This is a genomic window from Desulfobulbus rhabdoformis (assembly GCF_016919065.1).
GTDB lineage: Bacteria > Desulfobacterota > Desulfobulbia > Desulfobulbales > Desulfobulbaceae > Desulfobulbus > Desulfobulbus rhabdoformis.
The window spans coordinates 19,757-45,512 of sequence record NZ_JAFFQA010000016.1 but is presented as its reverse complement, the minus strand read 5'-3'; the positions used below and the strand labels follow the sequence as shown (position 1 = coordinate 45,512).

The following is a 25,756-nucleotide window of genomic DNA, read 5'->3' as shown; positions in this document are numbered from 1 at the left end:
CAGGGATTACTTCCAGACACCGTAAATCGAATTTCCGCAGTGGCTGCAATGACCATTCTCGCAGCCTACTACCTGACTGTTAAACCCCTGACGGTGAATCACAAGGTTGCTGCAGGAGGGGCAAAAGGTATCTTCACCATCGGGGATGGCTAGATTGCCGGTGTAAACATAGCGTAATCCTTCTTCAATGCCAATCTCACGGGCACGAATCAGCGATTCCATAGAGGTGGAGGGGCGATCGACCATGTGGTAGGTGGGACGAAATCCACTGACATGCCAGGGGATATCTGGAGATATCGAGACGAGAAATCGGGCGATCTGACGTAACTCATCCTCACTGTCGTTGAGGCCGGGAATGACCAGGGTCGTTACCTCGACGACAACGCCCAGCTCGTAAAACAAACGAATATTTTCACAGACCGGCTCAAGTTGCGCCTTACAAACCTTACGGTAAAAATCCGGCTGAAATGACTTGAGGTCAATATTAATGCCATCAAGCACCGGAGCCAGATGACGCACCACCTCTGCAGTCATAAAACCATTACTGACAAAAATATTTTTTAGCCCCTCTTTGCGGGCGAGGGTGCTGCAATCAAAGGCAAACTCGTAGAATATGGTTGGTTCAACATAGGTATAACTGATGCTCGCACAGCCGGATTTAACCGCTTGCTCCACCACCATGGCAGGGCTGCGCCTGCTTCCAGCGATCTGCCCCTGATGCATCTGCGGATACTGTGAAATCTCATAATTTTGGCAATGGAGACAGTGAAAATTGCAGCCAACTGTGGAGATGGAATAGGAACGGCTACCGGGGAGGAGGTGAAACAAGGGCTTTTTTTCTATGGGGTCAACACTCTCCGCGACCAGCATCCCATAGACCAGTGAAATCAGTTGACCGTTGTGGTTCTCACGAACACCGCAGCGACCTCGTTTTCCCGGTTGAATGTGACAACGGTGATGGCAAAGATGACAGGAGACGCTGCCATCACTCTCTTGTTGATAAAATAGAGCCTCATGCATAACGCAACCCCTTAAGAATTATTGGAAAGCATGGTCTGCAGGTTCGTTTTCTGGTGGGTCAGTTCCAACTTTCTGCGAATGTTTTTTCGATGAATGCTTATTGTGCCAGGCGAAAGGTGCATAATCTCAGCAATCTCTTTGGTTCGTTTCCCCAGTTTCACCAAATTGGCAACCTGCAGCTCTGCCGGAGTCAACCGGTTGAGTTTCGAAGAGAAATTACTGGCAAAGGGAGAGGTAATTTCGTTAATATTGGTGGCAAGTATATCCACCAGAGTACGTTGCTCTGCAGTCAGGTTGGTTTTGCGGAGCCGTTCAAGCAGCGGCTCCACCAGATGCGAAGTGTTCGAGACAACCTGTTCACCTAGTATTTTTCGATCTTCTTCCCTTTTTTTTAAGAGCACGGTCAAGGCAACGTTGGATTCGTGCAACTCTGTTGTTCGGAGCGCTACTCGTCGCTCCAACTCATCGTTCATATCCTGCAGTTGCTCCTGCACCTCGATAAGTTCGGAAATATCACGAAAAGCTCCAACCAGTTTGGTAAACTCGCCTTGCACTTTACAAAAAGGATGGATGGAGACAACGGCTGGGAATTGCTCTCCACCTTGCCGGACCAGGGTCATATTCATGGATTGCATGGGATGGCCCTGTCGCCACTGTCCCATCTGGGAGAGGAGATGTCCTGAACCTTCCTGAGGGCAAATCAGAGAAAGCGATTTTCCCAGGACCGTATCCTGGCGATGACCAAAAAGTCGCTCGGCTCCGGCACTGAAAATATCGATGTGGGCATTGTCTTGGGTCAGACTGCAGACAATCAGGCCAATACTCTGCAATGCCTTATAAATAGAGGCAAGATTTTCAGCCTGCTCTTTTAACTGGAGATTAGCCATCTCCAACTCACTGGTGCGCTGTTGGACCAGTTCTTCAAGGTGGTAGCGGTAGTGCTCCAATTCAACGGAATTTTGCCTGGATTCAGTCACATCCATCATGGCAATGCGTCCGCGTCGCCCACCTGATTGGTCCTCAAAGGCGGCGCCCTCCAGATAAAGCAGACGTTGCCCCCCATCACTATTGGGAATTAAGATTTCACCAGTTGCCTTTTTCCGGGTGGAATAAATTTCTGAAAAAAAAGTTCCCAGCTGATCAAAAGATTCCGGGGCAACGAATTGCTTCAGATGACGCCTAAGCAAACGTGCCCGATCCACCCCCAGTAAAAGGGCGCCTGCCAGATTACTCTCGAGTACCTCTCCCTCCTGATCCACGGTGCAGTAGCCCACTGGAGCAAAATCATAGAGCTGGTAGTATTTTTCCAGTCCGGCCTCAACTTCGGCTCGAGCTAAACGAAGCTCTTCATTTTGCCGCTGCAGTTCAAGACGTTGTTTTTGTAGTTCATTTAAGAGGCGACGCGATCCTGCATCGTTTGTCCTGCCTGAAGTGTTCGCATCCACTATTCCCCTCCGTGGTTATGTATAATAAACATATCTCCATTGAGATGGATACAAATAGGATACAACAGACAAGGTGCTGAGCATACATTTTTTTCTTTCAAAACAGTATGTTCCCTTTTTCATCAAAAGGGTCTTGCCCGCCATCCCTTACGTGACAAAGGCTTCGCAGGAATTGATGTGACTCGCACACCCCTTTTTATCACCAGCAACGCTGAAGAATTATCACTGCGATGAGTTCATGAGAGACGATAAACCACGCTCTGGATCCGGGCAGGCGAGTGCTTGTTGAACAGGCGTATCCCCTTGAATGAATAAGGATTTATTGAAATGGAAATTTTGGTTGTGGAGCACACGCCAGATACACAATTTCCTCGCAGATAGCTTTGCCAAAAAGATTCATTCTTATTAAAGTACCTCTTTTCTCTTGCGTATTCCAAAGGTTCTCGTTGATAATCGCCCAAGAGACCTCTGTTTTTTTCCCTAAAAGGAGTTCATACCATGGATAGTCACCGCCCCTCGGCTCCCCTTCACCTGATGCTCTGGTGGGCAATGCTGGGTCTGCTTTTGCTTCTCGGAGCAAGTCCCCTTTCTGCCAAGGCTGCCAAGGAGTCCCCCATCCGCTTTGCTCCCCTCCCCATGGAGAATCGAGAGGCTCTTGTCCTGAAATTTCGACCAATGATTGAATACCTTGAAGAGCAACTGGGACGCACAATAATTTTCGATTTTTCAGAAAATTACGCAAAAATTTTAGAAAAATTCCAATCAGGAACAATCGATCTGGCCTACCTTGGCCCCCTTCCGTATGTGGAACTACGCGCTGAGTATGCTCAGGCGGAACCGCTGATTCATTTTAAAGAAGCTTCCGGGCAGCCAAAATATACCTGTTCAATCATTGCCCTAGCCGATCAACCCATTAACCTGACCAACCTGCAAGATCACCGTATCGCCCTCACCCAACCGCTATCCACCTGCGGCTACCTCTCTGTCAATGGGCTGTTAAGCAACCATAACTCCAATTGCGAAAAGAACAGCTACCATTATCTGGGGAAACATGATGAAGTCGCCCTTGCGGTCATACGCGGCAAGTTTGATATTGGAGGAATCAAAACCGCCATTGGAAAGCGATACGCTCATATGGGGCTCCGTTTTCTCGCCGAGACTCCCCCATTCCCCGGTTTTGCCCTGATCGGCAACAAGGCGACCCTTTCCCCAGAAACCATGCAGGCAATTCAACAGGCCATGATCACGCTTGATCCGACCCAGAAAGGGGAAAAAGAAATGGCCCGCTGGGGCCGCTCCATCCGCTATGGCGCGGTACGGGCAGCGGATAATGATTACAAGACGGTCCGGGCGTATAAAGGGAATCTGGAGATACCGACTGCCAACAAAGACCTGAATCCATAACGGCGGGTGATTGTTCACGGATTCAGGCAAACATAAAGCCCCCTCCCCGTCTACACCCTCTAGAGGGAATCTTGAATAATTGCTTTTTCTGCCAATCCCGGCGTCATGCTTAAAATTTTATCCTCGGAATATCAGCCATATACCTGCGGTAAAATTTTGCGCAATCCTCGGAGTCTACGCTTACCTGGCCTTGATTGAAAAATCTAATTATTCAAGACACCCTAGAGCCGTTTTCCAAAACCATAAGGGAAGAACGCTTGCATTCACTTTGTTTTACCAATGGCCGCTTTCGCAAAAAGCCTTGAGAACGACATTTCGTGCTCACACAATTATTGGTATGCGCCTTATTACTTATCGAGATATTGTATATGACCGAAAAGCCCACCTACCAGGAGTTGGAGCAAGAGATTAAACGACTTGAAACCTTGTTGAAAAAAAAGGCAGTTGATCAGAAAAAAATTATCCTGAACCAGCAACGGCTCGATTCACTGTGGAAAGTTTCAAGCATGGTGCAGGAGGAGTTTAAAGAAATTTGCGACACCCTGCTCAAAGAAATCGTCAACATGACAGGAAGCGCCTATGGTTTTTTTGGTTTTTTCAACGATGATGAGAGCGAAATGACGGTCTATTCCTGGTCTAAGGCTGTCATGAAAGATTGTGTGGCTTCCCATAAGCCGCTCGTGTTTCCCATTGACCAATCAGGGATATGGGGTAATGCGGTCAGGGAACGAAAACCTGTGGTATACAATGATTATGATCAGAATTGGACAAATAAAAGAGGGCTCCCCGCAGGGCATGTCGAGATCAAAAGAATTCTCTCTGTGCCCGTCTTTTCACTCAGCGGGAAAATAGCGGCCCTGGGCTGTGTTGCAAACAAACATGAAGACTATAGCAATGACGACGTCAGCCAGCTCGTTGCCTACTTACATAACATCCAGCTTATTCTCGAAAGTCGAAAAACTGAAGAAGAGAGAAAACATTTGCTCGAAGTCTCGTTGTCCGAATTAAAGACACTACGCGGTATTTTACCGTTATGCTCCTTCTGCAAAAAAATCCGAGATGATCAAGGGTACTGGGAAAACGTCGACGTTTACATCCATAAATACTCGCAGGCAGATATCAGCCACAGTATTTGTCCGGACTGCATGCAAAAGCACTACCCGGAAGAATATCGTGATATCATGAAAAATAAGGGTCAAAAAGAAAGTTAACATACATCGTATTATTTATGCGCTACACTACCTATTGTCCCCAAAGAGCGCCCATCCCCTCTAGAGGGGGTATCTATAATAACCGCCTTCAATGAAACGTATGCTGACAGGAAATCGACAGAACCGCCTTGTTCTTGTCTTCATCGCCTTATTCTGCCCGCTCTTAATCGGCCTGTTTCTCTCCAGCAACAAAGCCCAGCGAGAGGAAAGCCACTACTCAGAACAACAGGCTATTTTGGACACCGCCTACCGTGCGGCAATCCAGTCGTATCGCCTCGCCATGGAGAGTTTTTTTGATAACGCACTGGACACAGCCCAAACCAAAGCCCTGTTTGCCCATGGTGTAAGCAGCCAGGGGGTGGAGCGGGATATTGCTCGAGGCCAGCTCTACCGTCACCTCTATGAAGCCTACGAATCGATGAAGCGGCAAAATCTCCTGCAGCTTCAATTTCACACCAAAGACGGCTCCAGTTTTCTTCGATTTCATCAGCCCGATCGTTATGGCGATTCACTGTTGACCGCTCGTCCCAGCGTCCGCATCTGTAACGAGAGAAAACAGATTGTCCAGGGGATGGAATTAGGCAAAATACGCTCCGGTTTCTGCTATGTCTTTCCGATGATGGATGCGGCAAACCATCACCAGGGAAGCGTTGAGGTGAGTGTTACCTTTAAATCCATACTGGATGCACTCAAAGAACTCGCCCCGCAGAAAGAGTTCGGCTTTGTGCTGAAGAAGACTCTGGTGGATAAACTGCTCTTTCCTGAGCAGCGCTGGCTGTACAGTCCCTCAATTTTGAACAACGACTATGTGGTTGAGGACGCCAATGCAACCCTGGCCAACAGCCCGGACCCACTCTCCAATACTGCCAGGGAACTCAACAGACAACTCAGTGGTAACGCTTTTGTGCAACAGTCCATGGAAGAGGGGAAGACCTTCTCTGTTACGGTGAATTTAGCCGCTGCCCCCTACACGATCACCCTCTTGCCACTTAAAGACGTCACTCACCGCTTATCAGGATACCTTGTCACCTATGCCCGGGATCCGGTCTTTGCCCAGATCCATCAGGAATTCATTGTTCTGCTGCTCTACTCTCTGCTGGCTCTCTGTTTAATTTTCCTTCTTTTTTGGCGTCTGAACCAGCGCACCCTGGCCCTTGATGAAGAACAGCGTAACTTAAGCGCCATGAACAACGCCTTGGCAGAAGGGGTGTATGTACAAAACAGGCAGGGCATTATCGAACGAGTCAACCCGGCAGCCTGCCAGCTTCTTGGCTATCAACAGTCGGAGTTGATTGGTCAGGTCGCCCATGATCTCTTCCACCGCGATGACGATGGTTTTTGCTGCCCCAAAGAGGAGTGCACCTTTTTTAACAAAACCAATAAGGGGGCAACATTTGACGGCGAAGAGTATTTTCTCTGCAAAAACAGGGAATTACTTTTAGTGGAAATTTCAAGCCGCCCCATCTATCAAAAGAACACCCTTGTGGGTGCCGTAGTCGCCTTTCATGATATAACTACGCGCAAAAGGACGGAAGAAGCTCTGCAAACCAGTGAATCCATCGGTAGACAGCTCTCCACCGCTGTTGAACAAAGTCCTGCCAGCGTCGTGATCACCGACGCGACCGGTGCCATTGAATATGTGAATAAAAAATTCACCCAGAAAACCGGGTACAGTTTTGCTGAAGCCAAAGGCCAGAATCCACGTATACTCAAATCAGGGGCCATGCCCGAGAGCATCTATAAAAACCTCTGGGAGACCATCAGCGCCGGTTTTGAGTGGAAAGGCGAGCTGCAAAACAAACGAAAAGATGGCAGCCTCTACTGGGAATCAATTTCCATCTCGCCTATTCGCAATAAACTCGGTGTCATCACAAACTTTATAGCGATCAAAGAAGATATCACCGACCGTATTCGCATGGAAAGCGAGCTTAGGGAAAACGAGCGTATCCAGCGGGCACTGATCGAAAGTCTTCCCATCGGGCTTGCCATCATTGACGGAGAAAGTCGTATCATCGAAGAGGTGAACCCCTTTGCCGCCGAACTCTTTGGCTCAACCCGAGAGGCAATTATTGGTCACCGCTGCCACCGCTTCCTCTGCCCGGCCAACGAATCAGCCTGCCCTATTGCCGATCTTGGCCTGCAGGTGGATAATTCCGACCGGCTGATACAGCGCACCGATGGACTTGAAGTGCCTGTAATGAAGACGGTCCGTTCCATTACGATTAAGGGACGAACCAAGATGCTGGAATGTTTCGTTGATATTCGTGAACGCAAACGTGCTGAGGAGAAAGTGCAGCACGCCAATCGGCAACTCAAGGACGCCATTGACCGGGCTGAACAACTTGCCAGAGAGGCCGAGGCTGCCAACAAGGCAAAATCACAATTCCTGGCTAACATGAGCCATGAAATTCGTACCCCGATGAATGCTATTTTGGGTATGACGCACCTGGCGATGCAGGCAGGGGACAATGAAAAGCGGCAACGTTTCCTGGAAACCGTACAGCATGCAGCGGAAAGCCTTCTGGGCCTGCTCAATGATATTCTTGATTTTTCAAAAATGGAAGCAGGCCAACTCGAGCTCAACTCAGTCCCCTTCTCACCTGTCCAGCTGATACAGGGCATTATGGCAACCCTGCAAATGCCGGCTGAAGAAAAGGGATTACAGCTCTTGCAGCACCTTGGTTCAAACCTACCGGACTGTCTGCTGGGCGATGATATGCGACTCCGGCAGATTCTTTTAAATCTGATCGGCAATGCCATCAAATTCACCGACAGCGGGTCGATCAGCTTGCATATCGGTCTGGATGAATCCAAGATACCCGGTCAGTACCAGGTCCATATGAGTGTGAGCGACACGGGGGTCGGCATTCCTCCGGAAAAACTCTCCCGCATTTTTAATACTTTTGAACAGGTTGACAACACCTATGCCCGTCAGTATGGGGGAACGGGACTGGGCCTTTCTATTTGCCGCCAGCTCGTCGCGCTTATGGGAGGTCATATCTGGGCCGAAAGCAGTTTAAACAGCGGCAGCACCTTTCATGTGGTAGTGCCGCTGATGGTGGGCAATGTGGCAGATTTACGTCAGCCTGAAGAGACGCCTCTAACACCATCTCCTCAATCGGGTACACTCAAGATTCTGATTGCGGATGACAACGAGGTCAACCGGGATGTGGCCGCAATGCTTCTTGAAAAGGAGCATAGGATTCTCACTGCAAAAAACGGCCTGGAAGCGCTCGAAACACTGACGCAGGATACCGTTGATGTCATCCTTATGGATGTACAGATGCCGGTCATGGACGGACTCACCGCCACCCGCATCATTCGCCAATTTGAACAGGGTATGGAACCGGAGGGTACCCTGCCTCAGGATATTGTCGTAAGCCTCAAGACGAAACTCCAAGGGGGACATCTTGCCATCATCGCCATGACTGCACACGCCATGGGGGGAGATCGTGAAATGTGCCTGAAAGCCGGGATGGATACCTATATCACCAAACCGTTTCAACCAGAGCAGCTCAAAGACATCCTCCTCTCCCTGGAAACAACTAAAAGCTCACGAGCAACAACCACAGAAAATATATCCCCTATGACAGAAGAACATCCAGCCAACGATACAGGACTTACCCCGCCAACCTCGAATGAAGTGGCAGCGTACCTGCAGCAGTCCACCATGCTCAAGCCCGCCCAGATCGAACGCATTCTCGCCGCTGTCCAGCTCAGCCTGGCCGATAACCTGCAAAAAGCGGAAACAGCCGCCGAGGCGGGAGATCTCTCAGCCTTAGCCAAGGCAGCGCACACTCTAAAAGGTACCCTGCTCCAGTGTGGACTACATGACTGGGCCGAAAAAGCCCAGTCTATTTATGACAGCGCCAAACAGGAAGAAACGCTTCCCTATACGGAGCTTCTGGCGCCGATTCGGAGCGGTATGCAGCAACTCATCTGAGCCATCCCCGGAGATCATCCTGAATCCGTGAGCATTTATCGATCACCCACCGTCACGGATCCAGGTTTAAGGGAATCTCGAATAATTGCTTTTTCTGCCAATCTCGGCGTCATGCTGATAATTTTATCCTCGGAGGTAAGCGAAGACTCCGATATCAAACATATGCCTGCGGTAAAATTATCAGCAATCCTTGACCTTGATTGAAAATCTAATTATTCAAGACACCCTTAAGATCATCAAAAGGGGTCTTCTTCTAATACATCAGCTTGGGGGGGATCTATGATCCTCTCTATCTGGTCTTCAAGATCATCCAGTTCCTTTTGCCAGTAACTTCTGCTGGCAAAATCAGCGATGACTCCTGTTTCTCCGTCCTCGACGACCTGATGGGCGCACCAGGCGCAATAATGAATAAAGCGCATGGCCCGGAGAGGCTCGATCAGCTGGAGGCTGGCATAATCAAAGGGGCGAAAAGTCTCATACCCCTCAATAAACAAATTCAACTCTCCACGCACCTCTTCAGGTGGGCCGGGGAGCAGCATCCAGATATCCTGCACCGGTGGCCCAACCACCATATCATCAAAATCCAGCACGTACAGTGAGTCACCCGGTCGATGGATCAGGTTACCGCTGTGACAGTCCCCATGAATTCGTATCATTTCACGTCCAGCAAACAGTGGCGTGATCAGGTTGATGAGGCGATCAGTCAATGCGGTGTAGCGTGCGACCATATCAGCAGGCAACAGGCCGCACTGAAGAATATACGCTGTCTGCGCAGTAGTACTGTGGGCTGGATGCATGCGAACCCGATCCCGTGGCATTTTCTGCTGGCCAACAAGATGCATCCTGCCAAGCAACCTGCCAACGGCCAGCCACAGCTCTTCGTCAAACTCATCAATGAGCCGCCCCCCTTTTTTAGAAAACACGGCAAAATACATTCCATCGATCTGGCCCAAGGTTCGTCCAGCGGCAAGCGGGAGCGGTGCCAACACCGGAATCTCCGCTGCCGAGAGTTCCAGCAGAAAATCATGCTCGTCCTGAAGGGCGGCTGCAGACCAGCGACCAGGTCGGTAAAACTTGACCACCATACCGTTACCTTCGCTGTCGGCAATCTCATAGACGCGATTGATATAACTGTTATAGGAACGACACAGATTAGAGCAGGTGATGCCCATTTCAGCTTCAACAGTTTCCAGTATTCGCTCCGGGACTAATCCCTGAAACGGGCCCTGATGCCCAAGGCGTTCTTGGCTCTTGCTCTGCATGTGTGCCCCCCAGCAAAAAAGTTATGCAGTATCGATCGGGAAAAAGAGCCTGAATCCGTGATCGCAGGATGCTCATGGATTCAGGAAGATGCCATCCCCTGCCCTCAGAATCAGAGAAAAGGACAATAACAGTGGCTAACCTTAGGCAGGATACACTATTTGGCAAGTCTGGATTGCATCAATATGCACAACAGCAGAGAAAAAGCCCCCGTCCGCATGATTCCTTCCAGAATCCGTGACGGCAGGGGATTGCTGAACAGCGGGGAAAATGAGGCAGGATAGGCTCTACCCTTTAGTGAGCAAGAGCGCTCTCCTGATTTTTCAGAAAACAGAGCAATTCTTCATGGGTGGGCTGGCGCTTGGTTTGAGCGGCATGCTGGCGCAGGTGGGGGAGCACGGTCTGCGCTTGATTTTCATTGATTTCAACTCCGATCTGGCTGTACCCCCAACAGACGGCATCTGTGCCCGAGTGTTTTCCCAAAACCAACTCGTGACTCCGACCAAGTTCAGTGGGATTAATGGACTGGTAATTGGCAGGATCCCGTAGAAGTCCGCTGACATGAATGCCAGATTCATGGGTAAAGATTCCAGAACCGACAATAGGCTTGTTCACCGGGACGGGCCGCCGTGAGGCCTGGGCAACGGTTTCAGAAACCGCTGCCAGAGATTGGATGTGAACGCCGGTTTGACGATGGTAAAGCTGATGCAGCGACATCACGACCTCTTCCAGAGGGGCGTTGCCGGTTCGCTCTCCCAGCCCGTTCACCGTGGTGTTCACATGGGTGGCCCCGCCCATAATTGCGGCCAGGGTATTGGCTGTGGCCATCCCCAGATCATTATGGGCGTGCATTTCCAATTCCAAGTTGCAAGCTCCACGGAGTTTTTCAAAAACAGCCTTGGTAGCAAAGGGATCAAGAACGCCCAAGGTATCTGCAAAGCGAAACCTACGCGCCCCGGTACGCTGTGCAACCTCGACCACTTGCAGCAAAAAATCTGGATGAGCCCGGGAGCTGTCTTCACCACCGACACAGACTTCAAACCCCAGGTCCAGTGCCTGGGAAACCATGCGTTCTATACGCGCAAGAACCCAGGTCCGATCACGTTTAATCTTGCGGGCGATCTGCTGATCAGAAACAGGAATGGAAAGATTAAGCGTCCCCACACCAAGCCCTCTGGCAGCGGCCAGGTCATGTTCATGCATTCGACACCAAACCACCAGACGGGCCTGCAGTCCGAGCCCTGCTATGGCTGCGATCTCTTCTCGCTCTTGATGGCCCATGGCTGGAATACCAATCTCCAACTCCGGCACTCCCGCCAGATCAAGCATCTGTGCTATGTGTAAGCGCTCCTCTACGGTAAAGGCCACACCAGCGGTCTGCTCTCCATCGCGTAGGGTTGTGTCGTGGATGGTCACTATGCTCTTCATCTCTTTCATGATCAATCTCCTCAAAATACAACCCATTTATAGCAAAGTGTATTCCATATGAAAGAAACTCAGACCTGGCATAACCTAAGCCTCGACAACAACGTATAAAATCATTTCATATTTTTTTTGGGGGAGTCGTTCCTCGTACCTGAACAGGGCACGCCGCGCACTACAATTATGTACAAACTCACCTCCAAATGACATATTTGTCGACCATGCTTCAATTGAGTCCATTCCAAAAGAAGTTGCAGCGCACAATAATTTGCACTAATGGAGAGGAGAAGTTCGGACCGAATTCGTGACAGTGGGTGGTCCCACACAATATATCCTTCTGAATCATTACAGGGCATCTTGAATAATTGCTTTTTCTGCCAATCCCGGCGTCATGCTTAAAATTTTATCCTCGGAGGTAAGCGAAGACTCCGATATCACATATATGCCTGCGGTAAAATTTTGCACAATCCTTGGCCTTGATTGAAAAATCTAATTATTCAAGACACCCTACAGATTTTCTTGGATTTTTTTATTGTATTCAGTCTCACCCGATGAACGCCTACGGATTCAGGTAAGAAGCTGACCTCGCACTCGATTCCTGGGACTCAAGCATCGTTTTTCGGCATTGATCCCTGCTTTTAGCTTTGGGGGCCCCATGTCTTGTTCTGCATTGCTGACTGATCTTTATGAACTGACCATGCTCGCTGGATATTTTAACGAGGCAATGGCTGATCAAGAGGCGGTTTTTGATCTGTATTTTCGACACAACCCATTTCAGGGAGGTTATGCGGTCTTTGCCGGACTCGAACCAGCCCTGAATAACCTTGAGAATTTCTCGTTTACACCCGATGAGATTGATTACCTGCACTCCCTTGGTTTATTCTCCTCTGCGTTTCTTTCTTTTCTTGAGCAGTTTCGTTTTCAGGGTCAGGTCATAGCTCCTCCCGAGGGGACAGTGGTCTTTGCCCATACCCCTCTGCTCACTGTTCGAGGAACGTTGGCTGAAACCCAGCTGGTTGAGGCCATGCTGCTCAACGTCATCAATTTTCAAACACTGGTGGCAACTAAGGCTGCACGCATCTGTCATGCCGCAGCCCCAGCAGAGGTGATTGAATTTGGATTACGCCGTGCCCAGGGGCCCGATGGCTCCATTTCCGCCGCCCGGGCCGCCTGTGTGGGCGGGGCGAAAGGAACCAGCAACGTACGTGCAGGCCAACTCTATGATCTGCCCGTTCGCGGAACCCATGCCCACAGCTGGGTACAGTCCTTTGATTCAGAACTCAACGCCTTCCGTGCCTATGCCAGAACCTTTCCAGACTCCACCGTGCTGCTGGTGGACACGTATGACACATTACAGCAAGGTGTTCCCAATGCCATCAAAGTTGCTCGGGAACTCAAAGAGCAGGGACACAGGTTGCGAGGCATTCGGCTGGACTCGGGAGATCTGGCCTACCTGAGTAATGAAGCACGCACTATGCTCGATGCGGCAGGATTCCCCGATGTTCCCATACTGGCTTCCAACGAAGTGGATGAAGAGGTGATTGACTCCATCAGGAATGAAGGAGGAAAAGTTGATATCTACGGTGTGGGGACGAAGCTTGCGACCGCTGCCGGTGCGGGTGGCGTAGCGCTGGGTGGGGTGTATAAACTGGTCGAATTTGCAGGCAAGCCCAAGATGAAGATTACCAGTGATCCCGCAAAAACAACCCTCCCTGGTGCGAAACGGGTCCTGCGTGCAATTGGTCCACAAGGAGAATATGTGCAGGACCTGGTCTGCCTCCACCAAGACAGTGCTCAGGCCGGTGACAGGGTGTATGATCCAAAAAATCCGGCCCGCCACACCACCCTGCCTCAGGATATTCGTCTTGTTGACCTGCGCCAGGTTGTCATGGATAAAGGAAAGTGCAGCCTGGCAGCCGAATCAATCGAGACCATGGCCAATCGTTGTCAACAGCAGTTGGCTCTGCTGCCCCCTGGCTGTCGACGCTTTTGCAACCCACACCTGTACAAGGTATCTATCTCTGCCCAACTCAAGGCTTTGCGCTGCCGGTTGATTGAGGCGGCACAATGATCAAGGAGCTGCACCAATGAGTACGACCGCACTCATCCTCGTCGATGTCCAAAATGATTTCTGCCCCGGAGGCAGCTTAGCCGTCCCCAAGGGGGACGCAGTTTTGCCTTCTCTCAACCAGGCTCTTTTTCTGTTCCAGCAAAAAGGGTGGCCAATTGTTGCCAGCAGAGACTGGCACCCCCAAAACACAAACCACTTTCAATCCCATGGGGGGCCATGGCCTGTCCATTGTGTTCAGTACACCTCAGGCGCCTCTTTTCATAGCGGGCTAGAGCTTCCCTGCTCTGCATATATTGTCTCCAAAGGTATGGATGAGACAGCCGATGGCTATTCGGCCTTTGAAGCTCTCGATGAAACCTCAACCCCACTTGCACAACTTTTGCAGAGTCTTGATGTGCATCGACTGGTCGTTGGGGGACTCGCCACAGATTACTGCGTTAAGGCGACTGTTCTGGACGCGTGTAGGTTGGGATTTGAAGTCATTGTCTTAAAAGATGGAGTGGCAGCGGTGAACCTGCAGCCAGAAGACGGGGACAAAGCAATTGAAGCTATGCGACAAGCCGGAGCATCCGTAGTGCCTGTACACGAGCTTTCTTTGTAAAATACCAGGCGCGTTCCCAGTGGAGATGGGACAATTTTGCCCGTCTCTGCCTCCCCCTCCCCCCTGTATCTCCCCATTTGACAAGTTTTCTAACTTGTTCACTCCAGTTCATCAAAACGAGACTTACCGCCCCCGCCCCTCCTATCACACCGTATTTCAGTCCCTATCAGGGGCCTTCTCCTCATAAACACCTGCTAGGTTGCTCGAAAAATAGTCCTCACCAAGACCTGCTCTCAGCTCGGTATTGCACACCTCACCAATGAGCCCAACGACTGAAAACCACACAGAACGGGAACATTTTTCACAGATTATTTAATTATGATGAGCAAACGGGCACATTTTTCCCACCCTCTTCGCTCTTCTGATTTCCCCTGGATAATTACTTCGGTTGAATGGTTCACATCTCCCCTTCTCGACCTGACACAAAAAAAGCTCCACCCCTCGGAAGGTGAGGACTTTTGCACAGTTCAGTTCGTTTTTTGCTCGGACAGGCTCAAGGAAACCTCTGCTTGGTATAACTATTGCTAATTTTGATTCGTTAACGACCAAAAACGAAAGAACCATGGGACAAATATATCAATTTTTTTAGCAGCATTAGCCACGCTGCTGGTTTGCCCCCCAAAAGAGGTTGTCTGCCTGATAGCCCTAAAACAGATTTCAGGAGTACTCCATGACAATGGAATTATGGTGGGAAAGAGCTGACCTCGCCTACAATGAAAAGAACGAATTAATCTTTGCCAATCACAACGTTCATCAGTACGCCAAACAACTCGGAACCCCCCTTTTCCTGTACAGTGCAGAGCGCATCCTGGCAAATATCAAACGTCTTGAGCAGGCACTCCATGCAACCGGACTTAAGAGTAGAGTGTTTTATGCTTTAAAAGCAAACCGTTACTCTCCACTCCTGACTTTTATCAAGTCCTCCACTGGTTGCGGAATCGATGCCTGTGCTCCAGCAGAGGTACGCCGAGCCATGGGCTGCGGTTTTTTAGCCTCGGATATCTCCTACACCGGTACTTCGGTCTCCAACGCAGATCTTGATTTTCTGACTGGGCTTGAAGGATTGAAACTCAACTGCGACGGTTTGAGTATGTTGAGGCGGATAGGTAAAAAAAGCCCGGGAAGAGAAATCGGTATACGCATCAACCCTGCCATGGGCACCGGCTATGGCGAAAACGAACTTCTCCGCTACAGCGGTGAAAAACCAACCAAATTCGGCATTTATGCCTCAGAGCTCAACCAGGCCATCGAGATAGCTGCTCATTACAATCTCACTATCACACGTATCCATTTCCACACCGGGTGCGGGTATCTCAACGATCAATTGGAAATCTGGGAAGAAATTCTTAAAACCTGCTTGAAGATGATTCGAAAAATTCCCAGTGTTCAGGCGGTGAATCTGGGAGGAGGACTCGGAGTTCCGCTCACCCCCAAAGATGCCCATCTGGACCTTGACCAGTGGTCGACTGTGATACAAAGGGTCTTTAACGGAACCGAGTATGAAATCAACGTTGAACCGGGAACCTTTATAGCAAAAGATGCTGGCCTGCTCGTGCTGGAAGCCAACACGGTCGAAAAGAAATCAGGAAAACGATTCATCGGTGTGAACGGCGGCTTTAACCTCACCATGGAGCCAGTCCATTATCAACTGCCGGCTGAACCGGTTCTCTGCCACTTTCAAGGGAACAAAGAAGAAACCTTTGCCCCTGCGCACCTATCTCCGGCGACCTTTGCCGGGAATATCAACGAAGCACTTGACATACTCTATGATGATCTTCCTTTTCCTGAAATTTCCGAGGGAAGTCTCCTGGCCCTGATCAATGCCGGAGCGTACACATCATCAATGCACTCAAACCACTGTATGCGGGGCGAGTTTAACGAATGTCTTCTGCTCGACAGCCTGTAGTCCCCTCTCAAGGACTGCTAGAGCCAGATTGCATTATTTGAAATTACAGGGTGTCTTGCATCTTTAAATTTTTCAATCACGGCCACGGATTGCTCAAAATTTTACCGCAGGCAAAGAGATATTGGCGGAGTCTTCGCTTACCTCTGAGGAAAAATTTTAAGCATGAAACCGGGATTAACAGAAAAAGCAACTGTTCAAGATTCCCTACAGCAAAGACAGGAGAGAAAACATGCTGATTTACCCTGACGAATATGGGCTCGATCCCAATGACGGTTATCCCCAGAAAAAAGACTTCCTTGTCAGCCGCCAAGAGGATGGCAAAGGAGCAGGTGTCTACACCAAAAAAGATATCAAGCGCGGAGAATTTGTTGCCCGAATTACCGGCAATATAGTGCCCAATATTGCGCAACATACCCTGCAGATTACTCCAACCACCCATCTCTACGACCCCTATTTTACCGGTTATCTGCTCCACTCGTGTGCGCCAAATATCTTTTTGGATATGACAGAATTTGAAATATGGGCTCTGCGCGATATTGAGGCTGGTCAGGCGCTGACCATGGATTACGCCTCCACCGAAGACATCCTTTTCAAGCAATTTCCCTGCCTCTGCGGGACCCCCAACTGCCGCTTCTGGATCAGCGGCCGCAAAGAAGAGGTTTCTCCGGAAGGAATACGCCACATAGAGGAGCAGCTCAAAGCACTGGGCCGTGACTCATGCGAAATAGTAACACTTGAGTGCATGTAAGAAGGCATCTATGACGACAATGGTACACACCCCGGTAACGCATCCTGATGCGACAACCCAACAGATAAGCAAAGCAGATAAACGCCACACTCTTCACCCTTGGGCAGATCTCGCGACCGCACCCACAGATGGTGACCTGGTTATCAGCGAGGGTGAGGGATATCACGTTTGCGATTCCGATGGCAAACGCTACATAGATGGCATTGCTGGCATGTGGTGCGTCAACATCGGCTACGGCAATACAGAGATGGCAGAAGCCATGGCCCGGCAGGCTGAAAAGCTGGTCTATTACACGCCGTTTGGAGCAATGACCAACCCGCTCTCTGCAGAGCTTGCCCGTGTTTTGGCCGGGCTCACTCCGGGTGATCTCAACCGGGTACAATTTACCAACAGCGGCTCAGCGGCAGTCGACTCCGCCATTCGTTTTGTTCATTTCTATTTTAGTGCCCTGGGTAAACCAGAGAAAAAACACATCATTTCTCGCCTGGAAAGCTATCACGGCAGCTCGTATCTCACGGCGTCGCTTTCAGGGAAACAGGTTGATCGCACCTATTTCCATTACATGGATGATATTATTCACCATATCTCTGCCCCCAACCCCTATCGCCGTGATCCTGGGCTTTCCCTGGAGGCCTACTGCCAGTCGCTTTTCGATGAATTTGAAGCAAAAATAGACGAGCTGGGGCCAGAAAACATTGCCTGCTTTATTGCCGAGCCGATCATGGGTTCCGGTGGAGTTCTGGTGCCCCCCCCTGGGTATCACAAGGGGATGAAAGCACTCTGTGAAAAATACGATATCCTCTACATCCTCGATGAGGTTGTAACCGGATTTGGCCGTCTGGGCCATTTTTTCTCCGCCGAACCGGTCTGGGAGATCACCCCGGATCTGATCACCTGCGCCAAGGGGATCACCAGTGGCTACCAGCCCATGGGGGCGGTTATTATTTCGGATCGTCTTTTTAATCAAATCTCAGGTGAAAACGCACCTGATGAAGCCTATTTCACCAACGGCTACACCTACTCGGGCCATCCAATCGCCTGCGCTGCAGCCCTCAAAAACATCGAGATAATGCAGCGGGACAAAATCTGTGAGCACGTCCAGGAAGTAGGACCTTACTTTCTCGAGAAACTGAAAACTCTGGAGCAGTATGAAATCATCGGTGAGGTTCGGGGCAACCACCTCATGGCCTGTGTCGAGTGTAATATCAGTGGCAATCCGGTGGCGGCCGAGGACAAAGATATTACCGCTGCCCGCACAGTCGACGCGTTCTGCGACCAGGCCGGGCTCATTGTTCGCCCCTACGAAGCCTTGCTGATCCTCTCCCCTCCCCTCATTATCGATAAGGAAGGAATTGATCAACTGGTGGCGATTATGGCGGCAAGCATTGAAAAAGCCACGGAAAAACTGAGGAAAGAAGAACTGCTCACTGCATAAACCTTTACTTCCGTTCCCTTTTTTGTCCTAAATCGTCATTCCTGCACAACCTGTGCGGGAATGACGTTTTTCATTGAACTGAGTCCATCAGGGAGAAAATAATGCAAGATAAACTACTGATAAACGGTGCGCTCATCGCGGGTGAAGGCAGCATCGAAGAGATAGTCAACCCGGAAAACGGGGAAACAATAGCGCGCATCCCCGGGGCCAATACAGCCCAGGTGAACGATGCGGTTCTAGCCGCAGAACAGGCCTTTGCCAGTTGGTCCCAGGTCACACCTGCAGAACGCAGCGGGCTGCTTGCCAAGGTGGCCGATACCATCGAAGCGCGAGCAGAAGAACTGTCCCGCCTGGAATCACTTGATACCGGAAAACCCTACCAGCGTATGCTGGAAGATGAGATCCCGGCCATTGTCGACTGTTTTCGTTTTTACGCTTCAGCCTGTCGATTAATGAGCGGCTCGGCCGCGGGGGAATACTTTGAGGGCATGACCTCCATGATTCGCCGGGATCCTGTTGGCGTGGTCGCCCAGATCTCCCCCTGGAATTACCCCTTGATGATGGCGGCCTGGAAAATTGCACCGTCACTTGCCGCAGGCAACTGTGTGATCTTCAAGCCCTCGGAAAACACCCCGCTCACCATGCTTGAACTGGCACCGTTTTTTGCCGAACTCTTTCCACCAGGTGTACTCAATATCGTTGCGGGCAATGGCCCCGAGGTGGGTGCCGAGTTGGCCAAACACCCGCGTGTGCGTATGATTTCAGTCACCGGCTCGGTGAACACAGGAAAAGAAGTACTGAAACTGGCAGCAGGCAACTTAAAGCGCACCCACTTTGAGTTGGGCGGCAAGGCACCGGTGATCATCTTTGATGATGCCGATATTAAGGATGCTGTAGAAACCATCCGGAGTTACGGGTATTACAATGCCGGCCAGGATTGTACTGCAGCCTGTAGGGTGTATGTGGCAGAACGCATTTATGACGAATTTGCCACGGAACTCGCCAAGGCAGTCAGCACCATCAAATACGGAGACATCAACGATCCTGAGGCCGAGATTCCACCACTGATCACAGCCCGTCACCTTGAGCGCGTGGATGGCTTTGTTAAGCGGGCCGTGGCCACAGGTCATATTGAGGTGCTTTGTGGAGGAAAACCCGTTGACGGGCCGGGATTTTTCTATGAGCCCACTATCCTTAAAGGTGCCCTGCAACAAGATGAGATTGTGCAGCAGGAGGCCTTTGGTCCAGTGGTGTCCATCACCAAATTCGACAACACCATCGAACAGGCCATTGAGTGGGCCAACGACTGTGAGTACGGCCTGGCTTCATCCGTCTGGACCAAGGACGTGGGGCGTGCCCATGCCATGGCAGCCCGCCTGCAGTACGGAGCCACCTGGATCAACACCCACTTCATGTTGCCCAACGAGATGCCCCACGGCGGTATGAAACAGACCGGCTACGGCAAAGATCTCTCCATGTACGGCCTGGAAGACTACACCATCGTCCGTCATGTGCTGGTGACCCATTAAAAGGCAGATAGAAGGCGGAGGTTTTCCCTCCGCCTTTGGATAGCATAATCAAATAAGGTGACATAGATATTGACACGATAGAGAGTTCCGTGTTAGCAAAATAATAATTTATAGAGTTATATCAAAATCTAATCACGGTGCCCACACGGGCTTGATAGGGAAGAGGGGTGACGCTCAATTGTTTGAGCCATTCCCCCGCGGACCCGCCGCTGTGAGCGAGGACGAAGGGCGACAACGTCACTGATCTCTACGATCGGGAAGACCGCCCTGAGAGTGAATCGCGAGCCAGAAGACCTGCCGTTGATTGAAAACCACAGGCTAACTCCCCGGGGATTGGGAGTGTGGTCCCCCAGCAAAGATAACCATCCCTGCAAAAATTCGTATATCGCACAGGCGTAACCGTTTTTTGCTCTCTTCTGGATCCTTTGCTGTCACCTCACTCCTTTTTTGCCACGAGTTTTTAGCATAAGGAGTGCTCTTCCATGCAGTCATTTCTTCCCTCCCCGCCACTCTGTGTCTTTCTTCGGCACAAACCTAACCTCTGACCCGAGGCGACTTTCCATGTTTTTCCCTCTGCGTACGACAGCCTGGATCAAAGCCAATGCCCACTGACCTGAGCTTTTTCGAAATCATTCCGATTGAGCTCCCCCATGCAATGATTCTGACTCGGCTCGGCTACCGCAGCAAAAGAACGGTCCTTCCCCCGAGACAACGGGAACAACTGGAAGCAACCATTGCCCAGGGGTTCAGCCTTTGTGAGCCGCAAGGTTGCTGGCAACGGTTGCCCATCACCGGTTGGGAAGGCGACACCATTATTCTAAGCAATGATCTGGCCTTTACCAGCCGCTCGTTATGCCAGATGCTGCAAGGAAGTGTTGCCGTGGCATTGATGGCCTCAACCGTTGGTCTCACCATTGTCAACGCTGCAGAAGAAGCCATGGCACAGGGGGACGGCTCAACCGCTGTCATCTTTGATGCCGTTGGTGGTCAAAGTGCCAACGCGGCCATGGCCTGGATCAATGAATACGTGCGTAGGCAGATACGTCGCAATGGCGAGCACCTCACCAAGCACCGCTTTTCTCCCGGTTACGGTGATTTCACCCTGGAAAACCAGGAGCTCTTCTACAAACAGCTTCAGCTTGAGCATCTGGGGCTGGAACTCACCTCTCGGAGCATGCTCGTTCCAGAAAAGTCAGTCACCGCCGTGGCCGGTATCAAACAATCCATTTCGAGTAGGTGAATCATATGCATCGCCGGGAATTTCGTAATTTGATCTGTCAAAGGCCGGTACTGCTCGACGCGCCCCTGCCCTCGAGCTGTCTTTCATCGAGGTGGTCAGAAGCAGAAATATTTCACAATCTTGATGAGGTCATTGCATCGCTTACATCATTCAAGAACATCTGCTGCGATATTGTTCGTTGCCCCTCTGCAGGGCTCAACCGCTTTGCGATGAAGACCGCATTATCGGGTGAGCCCCCCATGGCAATGAACTGCGAGCTTATGCGGCTCTGTTGTGCAGCCCTTGGCGATACACCTGTCTTTGGAACCGTCTCGACGACCGGACAACGGCTGGAACCGTACGGCACCCTTGATTTCGATGATGCTGTTACCTGCTATGCAGAGCAGGGACGGGCATTGCTTGAAGGGGGAGCACAGGGGTTTATTCTCTGCGGCTCCAACGATATCCAGGAGGCTCGTGCCGCACTCATTGCCTTACGAGAGCTGCAGGATTGCCCTTGTATCGTAGAACTGACCGTCAATAGCCAGGGACAAGTGATCGGCGGGACAGAACCCCTCTCTGCCTTGATTACACTCCAGGCACTGGGGGCGAACGCGATCGGTTTTGTCCCCACAGAGGCAAGCCTTTCTTTGGCGCCATTGCTCAAACAATTAAAGCCCTTTGCAACGGTCGCACTCTATGGGGTGGTTCCTAGATGCACCACCCCTGTTGAGTGCATGCTCGCAGGAGAAGCCCTGGTAGCGGCGGGAGCCAACTTACTTGGCTGTTCCCATCAGTGTTCAACAACAGACCAGTACGCACTCGGTGTTCGGCTCCACAACCTCCCAGCACAGCCCGTTCAAAAAAGTGGCATCAGCGCCCTTTCTTCATTGCACAGCTCTGTTCTTCTGGGCCCCCAGCACCCCTTTGCCATAGTTGGCGAACGCATTAACCCCACCGGAAAGAAGAAGCTGCAGGCAGGCCTGCGCCAGGGAGATCTTGAACTGGTTCACTCCTTTGCCCTGGAACAGGAACAGCGAGGTGCGGCCGTTCTTGATGTCAATATGGGCCTTTCAGGCATTGACGAGAAGGCAATGATGCTCAAGGCCACCGGAATGCTTTCCCGCCTGACACCGCTGCCGCTCTGCATCGACACCACGCGTCCCGATGTGATGGAAGCGGTGCTGCGCCGCTATCCCGGGCGGGCGCTGGTCAATTCGGTGTCCGGAGAGCAGGCAAGAATCGAAGAGACCTTACCTGCTGCGGCCAAATACGGCGCCATGTTTATTCTTCTTCCGCTGACTGATGCCGGTATCCCGGAAACCACCAAAGAACGAATTGCAGTCGTCGAGTCTGTTCTCGAGACTGCCACCTCTTATGGATACGGTGTTGAAGACTGTGTTGTCGACGGTTTGGTGATGACCATCAGCGCCAATCCTGAAGCCGCTCAAGTAACACTTGACCTCATAGGCTGGTGCGCCGAGACCTTGCAGGCAAATACCATTGTCGGATTGTCCAACGTCTCCTTTGGTATGCCTGAGCGGCAATGGATCAACAGCGCCTTTCTGGGGATGGCCATGGGACGCGGCTTGACCATGGCCATTGCCAACCCCTCAGCAAACTCCATTATGGCAACAACCCAATCCTACAATACACTCTGGGGACATGATCTCACCCTGTTACTCAATGGCGGCGCCTTGACACCTGAAAACGTATGAAGAAAAGCGACTTTAAAACCTGGGCTGAAAGGCAGGTACTTATTCTGGACGGAGCAACAGGCACCGAATTGGCCCGCAGAGGCATGCCCGCCGGAGTGTCACCAGAGGCCTGGGTTCTGGAACATCCTGAAGTTATACGAGAGATACAGCGTGCCTATATGGAGGCGGGCAGTGACATCGTCTACTCCTGCACCTTTGGCGGCAATCGCTGCAAGCTTGAGGAGTTCGGCCTTGCGTGGAAAACAACGGAACTGAACACCGCGCTGGCCCGCATCTCACGGCAGGCTGTAGGTAATCAGGCAATGGTATTTGGCGACCTGGCGCCGACCGGACTTTTTGTTGAACCTTTTGGTCAACTCCCTTTTGACGAGGCTGTAGCCGTATACGCCCAACAGGCGATGGCCCTTGTGGCGGGTGGCGTGGACGGTTTTGTCATTGAAACCATGATGGATCTGCAGGAAGCCCGCGCTGCGCTGCTTGCTGTTCGTGAAACCTGCGATCTTCCGGTTATGGTAAGTATGACCTTTGGCAGCGATGGCCGCACCCTGAACGGGACCGATCCCCTCTCGGCATTAATCACCCTGCAGTCTCTTGGCGCAGATGCGGTCGGTTGCAACTGTTCCACCGGTCCTGAGGACATGGCAAAGGTGATCGCAACCATGAAACGCCATGCCACAGTCCCCCTTTTAGCCAAACCAAACGCGGGTATGCCCCGCCTGAAAAACGGCATAACCACCTTTGACATGGAGGCTGACGAATTTGGCGACCACATGGAGCCCCTTGTCACGGCAGGTGCGGCAATCCTCGGCGGCTGCTGCGGTACCACCCCTGAATATATTCAGACTCTCAAGGCACAGACAAATTCCCTTTGCCCCACACCACCCACCAACAAAAGACAGACTGTTGTTTCCTCCTATAAACAGTCCCTCTGCATTGGAAAAGATCAGCCCCTGACGCTTTTTGGAGGGAGAATAAATCCCTCCGGTCAACTGGCTTTGGCCGCGGCATTGCGGAAAAACGACATGACATTGGTGCGGAGGCTGGCGCAGGAACAAGCCCGCCAGGGCGCGCACGTCATCGATATCAATGTTCACATGCAGGGTGGGGATGAGGCCAACCTCATGCGTGCGGCAGCCTTGGTTGTGACCAAAGGGGCTGGTCTTCCCATCTCCATTGATACGGTCAATATTCAAGCAGCAGAGCAGGCGCTCCGGGTTCTGCCGGGCCGAGGTATTCTCAACAGTGTCAGCGCAGAGGAAGAGAACATGGAGGCGATGTGTCAGCTGGCTGCAAAATATGGTGCCGTGATTGTCTGTATGCCCGTAGATGGCTCAGGGAGTTTCGGAGGCTCGGCGGAGGTCATCGCCCACATCAAAAAAATTCTTGCCTGCGCAGCCCGTTACGGAATCCCTGCCCATGATTGTCTCATCGATAGTCTAGTTTTCACTACAGCCGCTGGCAAAGAGGCCCACCGACGCACTCTGGAGATTATTGATTGGTGCGTTCGCTCAGCAAAGCTCACCCCCCTGGCAGGCGTTTCAAACCTGAGCTATGGCCTGGAGACCAGGCATTGGCTGGATGTCAGCTTCCTGTGTATGGCAGCGGGACGTGGGTTAAGCGCCGCCTTCATCGACACCTCTTCCGAGCAGGTTGTCAATGCGGTTTTTGCCATTGACGCTCTGGCTGGGCATGATCCTCATATGAGCCGATATATAGATCGCTTTAGTCAGCAGGCGTTGGCGGCTGCCGAGACGACAATGCCTCGAACCGCAGGTGAAAAGGTGTTTGATGCGGTGGTCAATGGCGATGAAGAGGGTATGGAGCGGCTCCTGCGCCAGGCGCTGAAACAAGGGGAATCACCGAACTCCTTGGTTGATAACCGGCTCATCCCAGCCATTAACCTGGTCGGCGAAAAATTTGACCGTAAAGAGTACTTTCTGCCGCAGCTTATCACCTGCGCAGATACCATGCGCAAAGGGTTTGCCCTGCTTCAGCCACTCCTGGACGCCGCAAACGGTGGCTCCGGGAAGAAAGAGGCAAAGGTCATCCTGGCCACGGTGCAGGGGGACATTCACGATATTGGCAAAAATATTGTTGCCCTGATGCTCAACAACTATAACTTCGAGGTTATCGACCTGGGAAAAGATGTTGCGGCTGAGGACATCATTCGTGCCGTTAAGCATCACGGGGCCGACATCGTCGGTCTCTCAGCCCTGATGACCACAACCATGATCGAAATGAAAAAGGTGATCGATCTTGCTCAGGCCTCAAATTTAACTGATGTTCGTTTCATGGTCGGCGGTGCTGTGGTTGATCAGCATTACGCCAAAGAAATCGGCGCCAGCGGCTATGCCGGCGACGCCATAGGTGCAGTACGTCTTGCCCAGCAGTTCAGCGGTATTGAAAGTGAACAGCTCTCTTCCAATCCTCCAACCAAGGACGCCACTGATGATCAAGCAACACAAGAACAGGGCCGCAATCAATGAATTAATCCGACAATTACGAAAACATAGCTCCTGGGAAATCGAAGAGGTTCGCCAACAGTGCACGCGCGTGGTCTACACCTGTTTTCTCATGGGAATAGAACCCTTTCAGCTGCCCATTACCAAAAATTTTGCAGGTGATCTCTCCGAAGAACAGAAGGGGGACTTTCTCCAGCGCTATCTTGTCCTGCTTCTTGATAATGCCGACCTGGAGAGTACGGCCACGCGACTTTCCTGTCGCAAGTCGGTTTCATCCCTGGTCCAGGTGATCGATGAAATTCTCGAGAGGAGAGAGCCTGCTCCTGCTCATCCGCGCCAGGAGGTAACGCCTCTCCTTTAAC

17 protein-coding genes and 1 riboswitch are annotated in these 25,756 nt (G+C 51.3%); of the genes, 13 read left to right on the top strand and 4 right to left on the bottom strand.

All coding sequences use genetic code 11. The features are described from left to right. Nucleotides 1-6: 6 nt before the first annotated feature. Together amrS and JWJ90_RS10410 are read right to left on the bottom strand one after the other, a co-directional pair. The gene (gene amrS, locus JWJ90_RS10415) at nt 7-1,020 is read right to left on the bottom strand and encodes an AmmeMemoRadiSam system radical SAM enzyme (RefSeq protein ID WP_205227162.1); all 1,014 of its coding nucleotides are present in this window, start codon (nt 1,018-1,020) and stop codon (nt 7-9) included. 11 nt (nt 1,021-1,031) lie between these two features. Beyond that, entirely contained in the window at nt 1,032-2,465 is a 1,434-nt protein-coding gene (locus JWJ90_RS10410; RefSeq protein WP_205227161.1) for a PAS domain S-box protein, read from the bottom strand. A 498-nt stretch (nt 2,466-2,963) separates the two neighbouring features. Between JWJ90_RS10410 and JWJ90_RS10405 the strand changes: the two genes are divergently transcribed. From JWJ90_RS10405 to JWJ90_RS10395, 3 genes are all read left to right on the top strand, one after another. Continuing rightward, the gene (locus JWJ90_RS10405; protein ID WP_205227160.1) at nt 2,964-3,869 is read left to right on the top strand and encodes a PhnD/SsuA/transferrin family substrate-binding protein; all 906 of its coding nucleotides are present in this window, start codon (nt 2,964-2,966) and stop codon (nt 3,867-3,869) included. Nucleotides 3,870-4,237: 368 nt separating this feature from the next. After that, entirely contained in the window at nt 4,238-5,080 is an 843-nt protein-coding gene (locus tag JWJ90_RS10400) for a GAF domain-containing protein (RefSeq protein ID WP_205227159.1), read from the top strand. 100 nt (nt 5,081-5,180) lie between these two features. After that, nucleotides 5,181-9,023 carry a PAS domain S-box protein gene (locus JWJ90_RS10395; protein WP_205227158.1) on the top strand — a complete coding sequence of 1,281 codons (3,843 nt, stop codon included), beginning with the start codon at nt 5,181-5,183 and terminating at the stop codon, nt 9,021-9,023. A gap of 236 nt (nt 9,024-9,259) precedes the next feature. Here JWJ90_RS10395 and JWJ90_RS10390 read toward each other — a convergent pair whose 3' ends face one another. Next, on the bottom strand, nt 9,260-10,285 hold the full coding sequence (locus tag JWJ90_RS10390) for a serine/threonine protein kinase (protein ID WP_205227157.1): 1,026 nt from the start codon (nt 10,283-10,285) through the stop codon (nt 9,260-9,262). A gap of 292 nt (nt 10,286-10,577) precedes the next feature. Continuing rightward, nucleotides 10,578-11,720: a homocitrate synthase gene (nifV, locus tag JWJ90_RS10385; protein WP_205227156.1), complete on the bottom strand. Its 1,143-nt coding sequence runs from the start codon at nt 11,718-11,720 to the stop codon at nt 10,578-10,580. Nucleotides 11,721-12,360: 640 nt separating this feature from the next. Here nifV and JWJ90_RS10380 point away from each other — a divergent pair. From JWJ90_RS10380 to JWJ90_RS10335, 10 genes are all read left to right on the top strand, one after another. Next, nucleotides 12,361-13,776: a nicotinate phosphoribosyltransferase gene (locus tag JWJ90_RS10380; protein WP_205227155.1), complete on the top strand. Its 1,416-nt coding sequence runs from the start codon at nt 12,361-12,363 to the stop codon at nt 13,774-13,776. Between the two features lie 16 nt (nt 13,777-13,792). Next, on the top strand, nt 13,793-14,377 hold the full coding sequence (gene pncA / locus JWJ90_RS10375) for a bifunctional nicotinamidase/pyrazinamidase (RefSeq protein WP_205227154.1): 585 nt from the start codon (nt 13,793-13,795) through the stop codon (nt 14,375-14,377). 670 nt (nt 14,378-15,047) lie between these two features. Then, nucleotides 15,048-16,283, top strand: coding sequence for a type III PLP-dependent enzyme domain-containing protein (locus JWJ90_RS10370; RefSeq protein WP_205227153.1), 1,236 nt, complete (start codon nt 15,048-15,050; stop codon nt 16,281-16,283). A gap of 229 nt (nt 16,284-16,512) precedes the next feature. Continuing rightward, the gene (locus tag JWJ90_RS10365; protein WP_240194873.1) at nt 16,513-17,031 is read left to right on the top strand and encodes an SET domain-containing protein-lysine N-methyltransferase; all 519 of its coding nucleotides are present in this window, start codon (nt 16,513-16,515) and stop codon (nt 17,029-17,031) included. Nucleotides 17,032-17,050: 19 nt separating this feature from the next. Beyond that, nucleotides 17,051-18,466, top strand: coding sequence for an aminotransferase (locus JWJ90_RS10360; protein ID WP_205227170.1), 1,416 nt, complete (start codon nt 17,051-17,053; stop codon nt 18,464-18,466). Nucleotides 18,467-18,567: 101 nt separating this feature from the next. Continuing rightward, nucleotides 18,568-19,995 (top strand): gamma-aminobutyraldehyde dehydrogenase, encoded by a 1,428-nt coding sequence (locus JWJ90_RS10355; RefSeq protein ID WP_205227152.1) that lies wholly within the window; start codon nt 18,568-18,570, stop codon nt 19,993-19,995. 118 nt (nt 19,996-20,113) lie between these two features. Beyond that, nucleotides 20,114-20,311: riboswitch (cobalamin riboswitch) on the top strand. Nucleotides 20,312-20,596: 285 nt separating this feature from the next. Beyond that, nucleotides 20,597-21,235 (top strand): vitamin B12 dependent-methionine synthase activation domain-containing protein, encoded by a 639-nt coding sequence (locus JWJ90_RS10350; protein ID WP_205227151.1) that lies wholly within the window; start codon nt 20,597-20,599, stop codon nt 21,233-21,235. Nucleotides 21,236-21,240: 5 nt separating this feature from the next. Next, a complete protein-coding gene (locus tag JWJ90_RS10345) occupies nt 21,241-22,932 on the top strand; it encodes a dihydropteroate synthase (RefSeq protein WP_205227150.1) in 1,692 nt (563 codons plus the stop codon). Beyond that, the gene (locus JWJ90_RS10340; RefSeq protein ID WP_205227149.1) at nt 22,929-25,418 is read left to right on the top strand and encodes a homocysteine S-methyltransferase family protein; all 2,490 of its coding nucleotides are present in this window, start codon (nt 22,929-22,931) and stop codon (nt 25,416-25,418) included. Before JWJ90_RS10345 ends, JWJ90_RS10340 begins: the two co-directional genes overlap by 4 nt. Further along, nucleotides 25,381-25,755 (top strand): hypothetical protein, encoded by a 375-nt coding sequence (locus JWJ90_RS10335; RefSeq protein ID WP_205227148.1) that lies wholly within the window; start codon nt 25,381-25,383, stop codon nt 25,753-25,755. Before JWJ90_RS10340 ends, JWJ90_RS10335 begins: the two co-directional genes overlap by 38 nt. Nucleotide 25,756 lies beyond the last annotated feature (1 nt).

What these genes read in the sequence shown, in the direction of transcription:
- amrS (WP_205227162.1), bottom strand. Translation starts at nt 1,020, where the DNA reads ATGCATGAGGCTCTATTTTATCAACAAGAGAGTGATGGCAGCGTCTCC.
- JWJ90_RS10405 (WP_205227160.1), top strand. Translation starts at nt 2,964, where the DNA reads ATGGATAGTCACCGCCCCTCGGCTCCCCTTCACCTGATGCTCTGGTGG.
- JWJ90_RS10400 (WP_205227159.1), top strand. Translation starts at nt 4,238, where the DNA reads ATGACCGAAAAGCCCACCTACCAGGAGTTGGAGCAAGAGATTAAACGA.
- JWJ90_RS10395 (WP_205227158.1), top strand. Translation starts at nt 5,181, where the DNA reads ATGCTGACAGGAAATCGACAGAACCGCCTTGTTCTTGTCTTCATCGCC.
- JWJ90_RS10390 (WP_205227157.1), bottom strand. Translation starts at nt 10,285, where the DNA reads ATGCAGAGCAAGAGCCAAGAACGCCTTGGGCATCAGGGCCCGTTTCAG.
- nifV (WP_205227156.1), bottom strand. Translation starts at nt 11,720, where the DNA reads ATGAAAGAGATGAAGAGCATAGTGACCATCCACGACACAACCCTACGC.
- JWJ90_RS10380 (WP_205227155.1), top strand. Translation starts at nt 12,361, where the DNA reads ATGTCTTGTTCTGCATTGCTGACTGATCTTTATGAACTGACCATGCTC.
- pncA (WP_205227154.1), top strand. Translation starts at nt 13,793, where the DNA reads ATGAGTACGACCGCACTCATCCTCGTCGATGTCCAAAATGATTTCTGC.
- JWJ90_RS10370 (WP_205227153.1), top strand. Translation starts at nt 15,048, where the DNA reads ATGACAATGGAATTATGGTGGGAAAGAGCTGACCTCGCCTACAATGAA.
- JWJ90_RS10365 (WP_240194873.1), top strand. Translation starts at nt 16,513, where the DNA reads ATGCTGATTTACCCTGACGAATATGGGCTCGATCCCAATGACGGTTAT.
- JWJ90_RS10360 (WP_205227170.1), top strand. Translation starts at nt 17,051, where the DNA reads ATGGTACACACCCCGGTAACGCATCCTGATGCGACAACCCAACAGATA.
- JWJ90_RS10355 (WP_205227152.1), top strand. Translation starts at nt 18,568, where the DNA reads ATGCAAGATAAACTACTGATAAACGGTGCGCTCATCGCGGGTGAAGGC.
- JWJ90_RS10350 (WP_205227151.1), top strand. Translation starts at nt 20,597, where the DNA reads ATGCCCACTGACCTGAGCTTTTTCGAAATCATTCCGATTGAGCTCCCC.
- JWJ90_RS10345 (WP_205227150.1), top strand. Translation starts at nt 21,241, where the DNA reads ATGCATCGCCGGGAATTTCGTAATTTGATCTGTCAAAGGCCGGTACTG.
- JWJ90_RS10340 (WP_205227149.1), top strand. Translation starts at nt 22,929, where the DNA reads ATGAAGAAAAGCGACTTTAAAACCTGGGCTGAAAGGCAGGTACTTATT.
- JWJ90_RS10335 (WP_205227148.1), top strand. Translation starts at nt 25,381, where the DNA reads ATGATCAAGCAACACAAGAACAGGGCCGCAATCAATGAATTAATCCGA.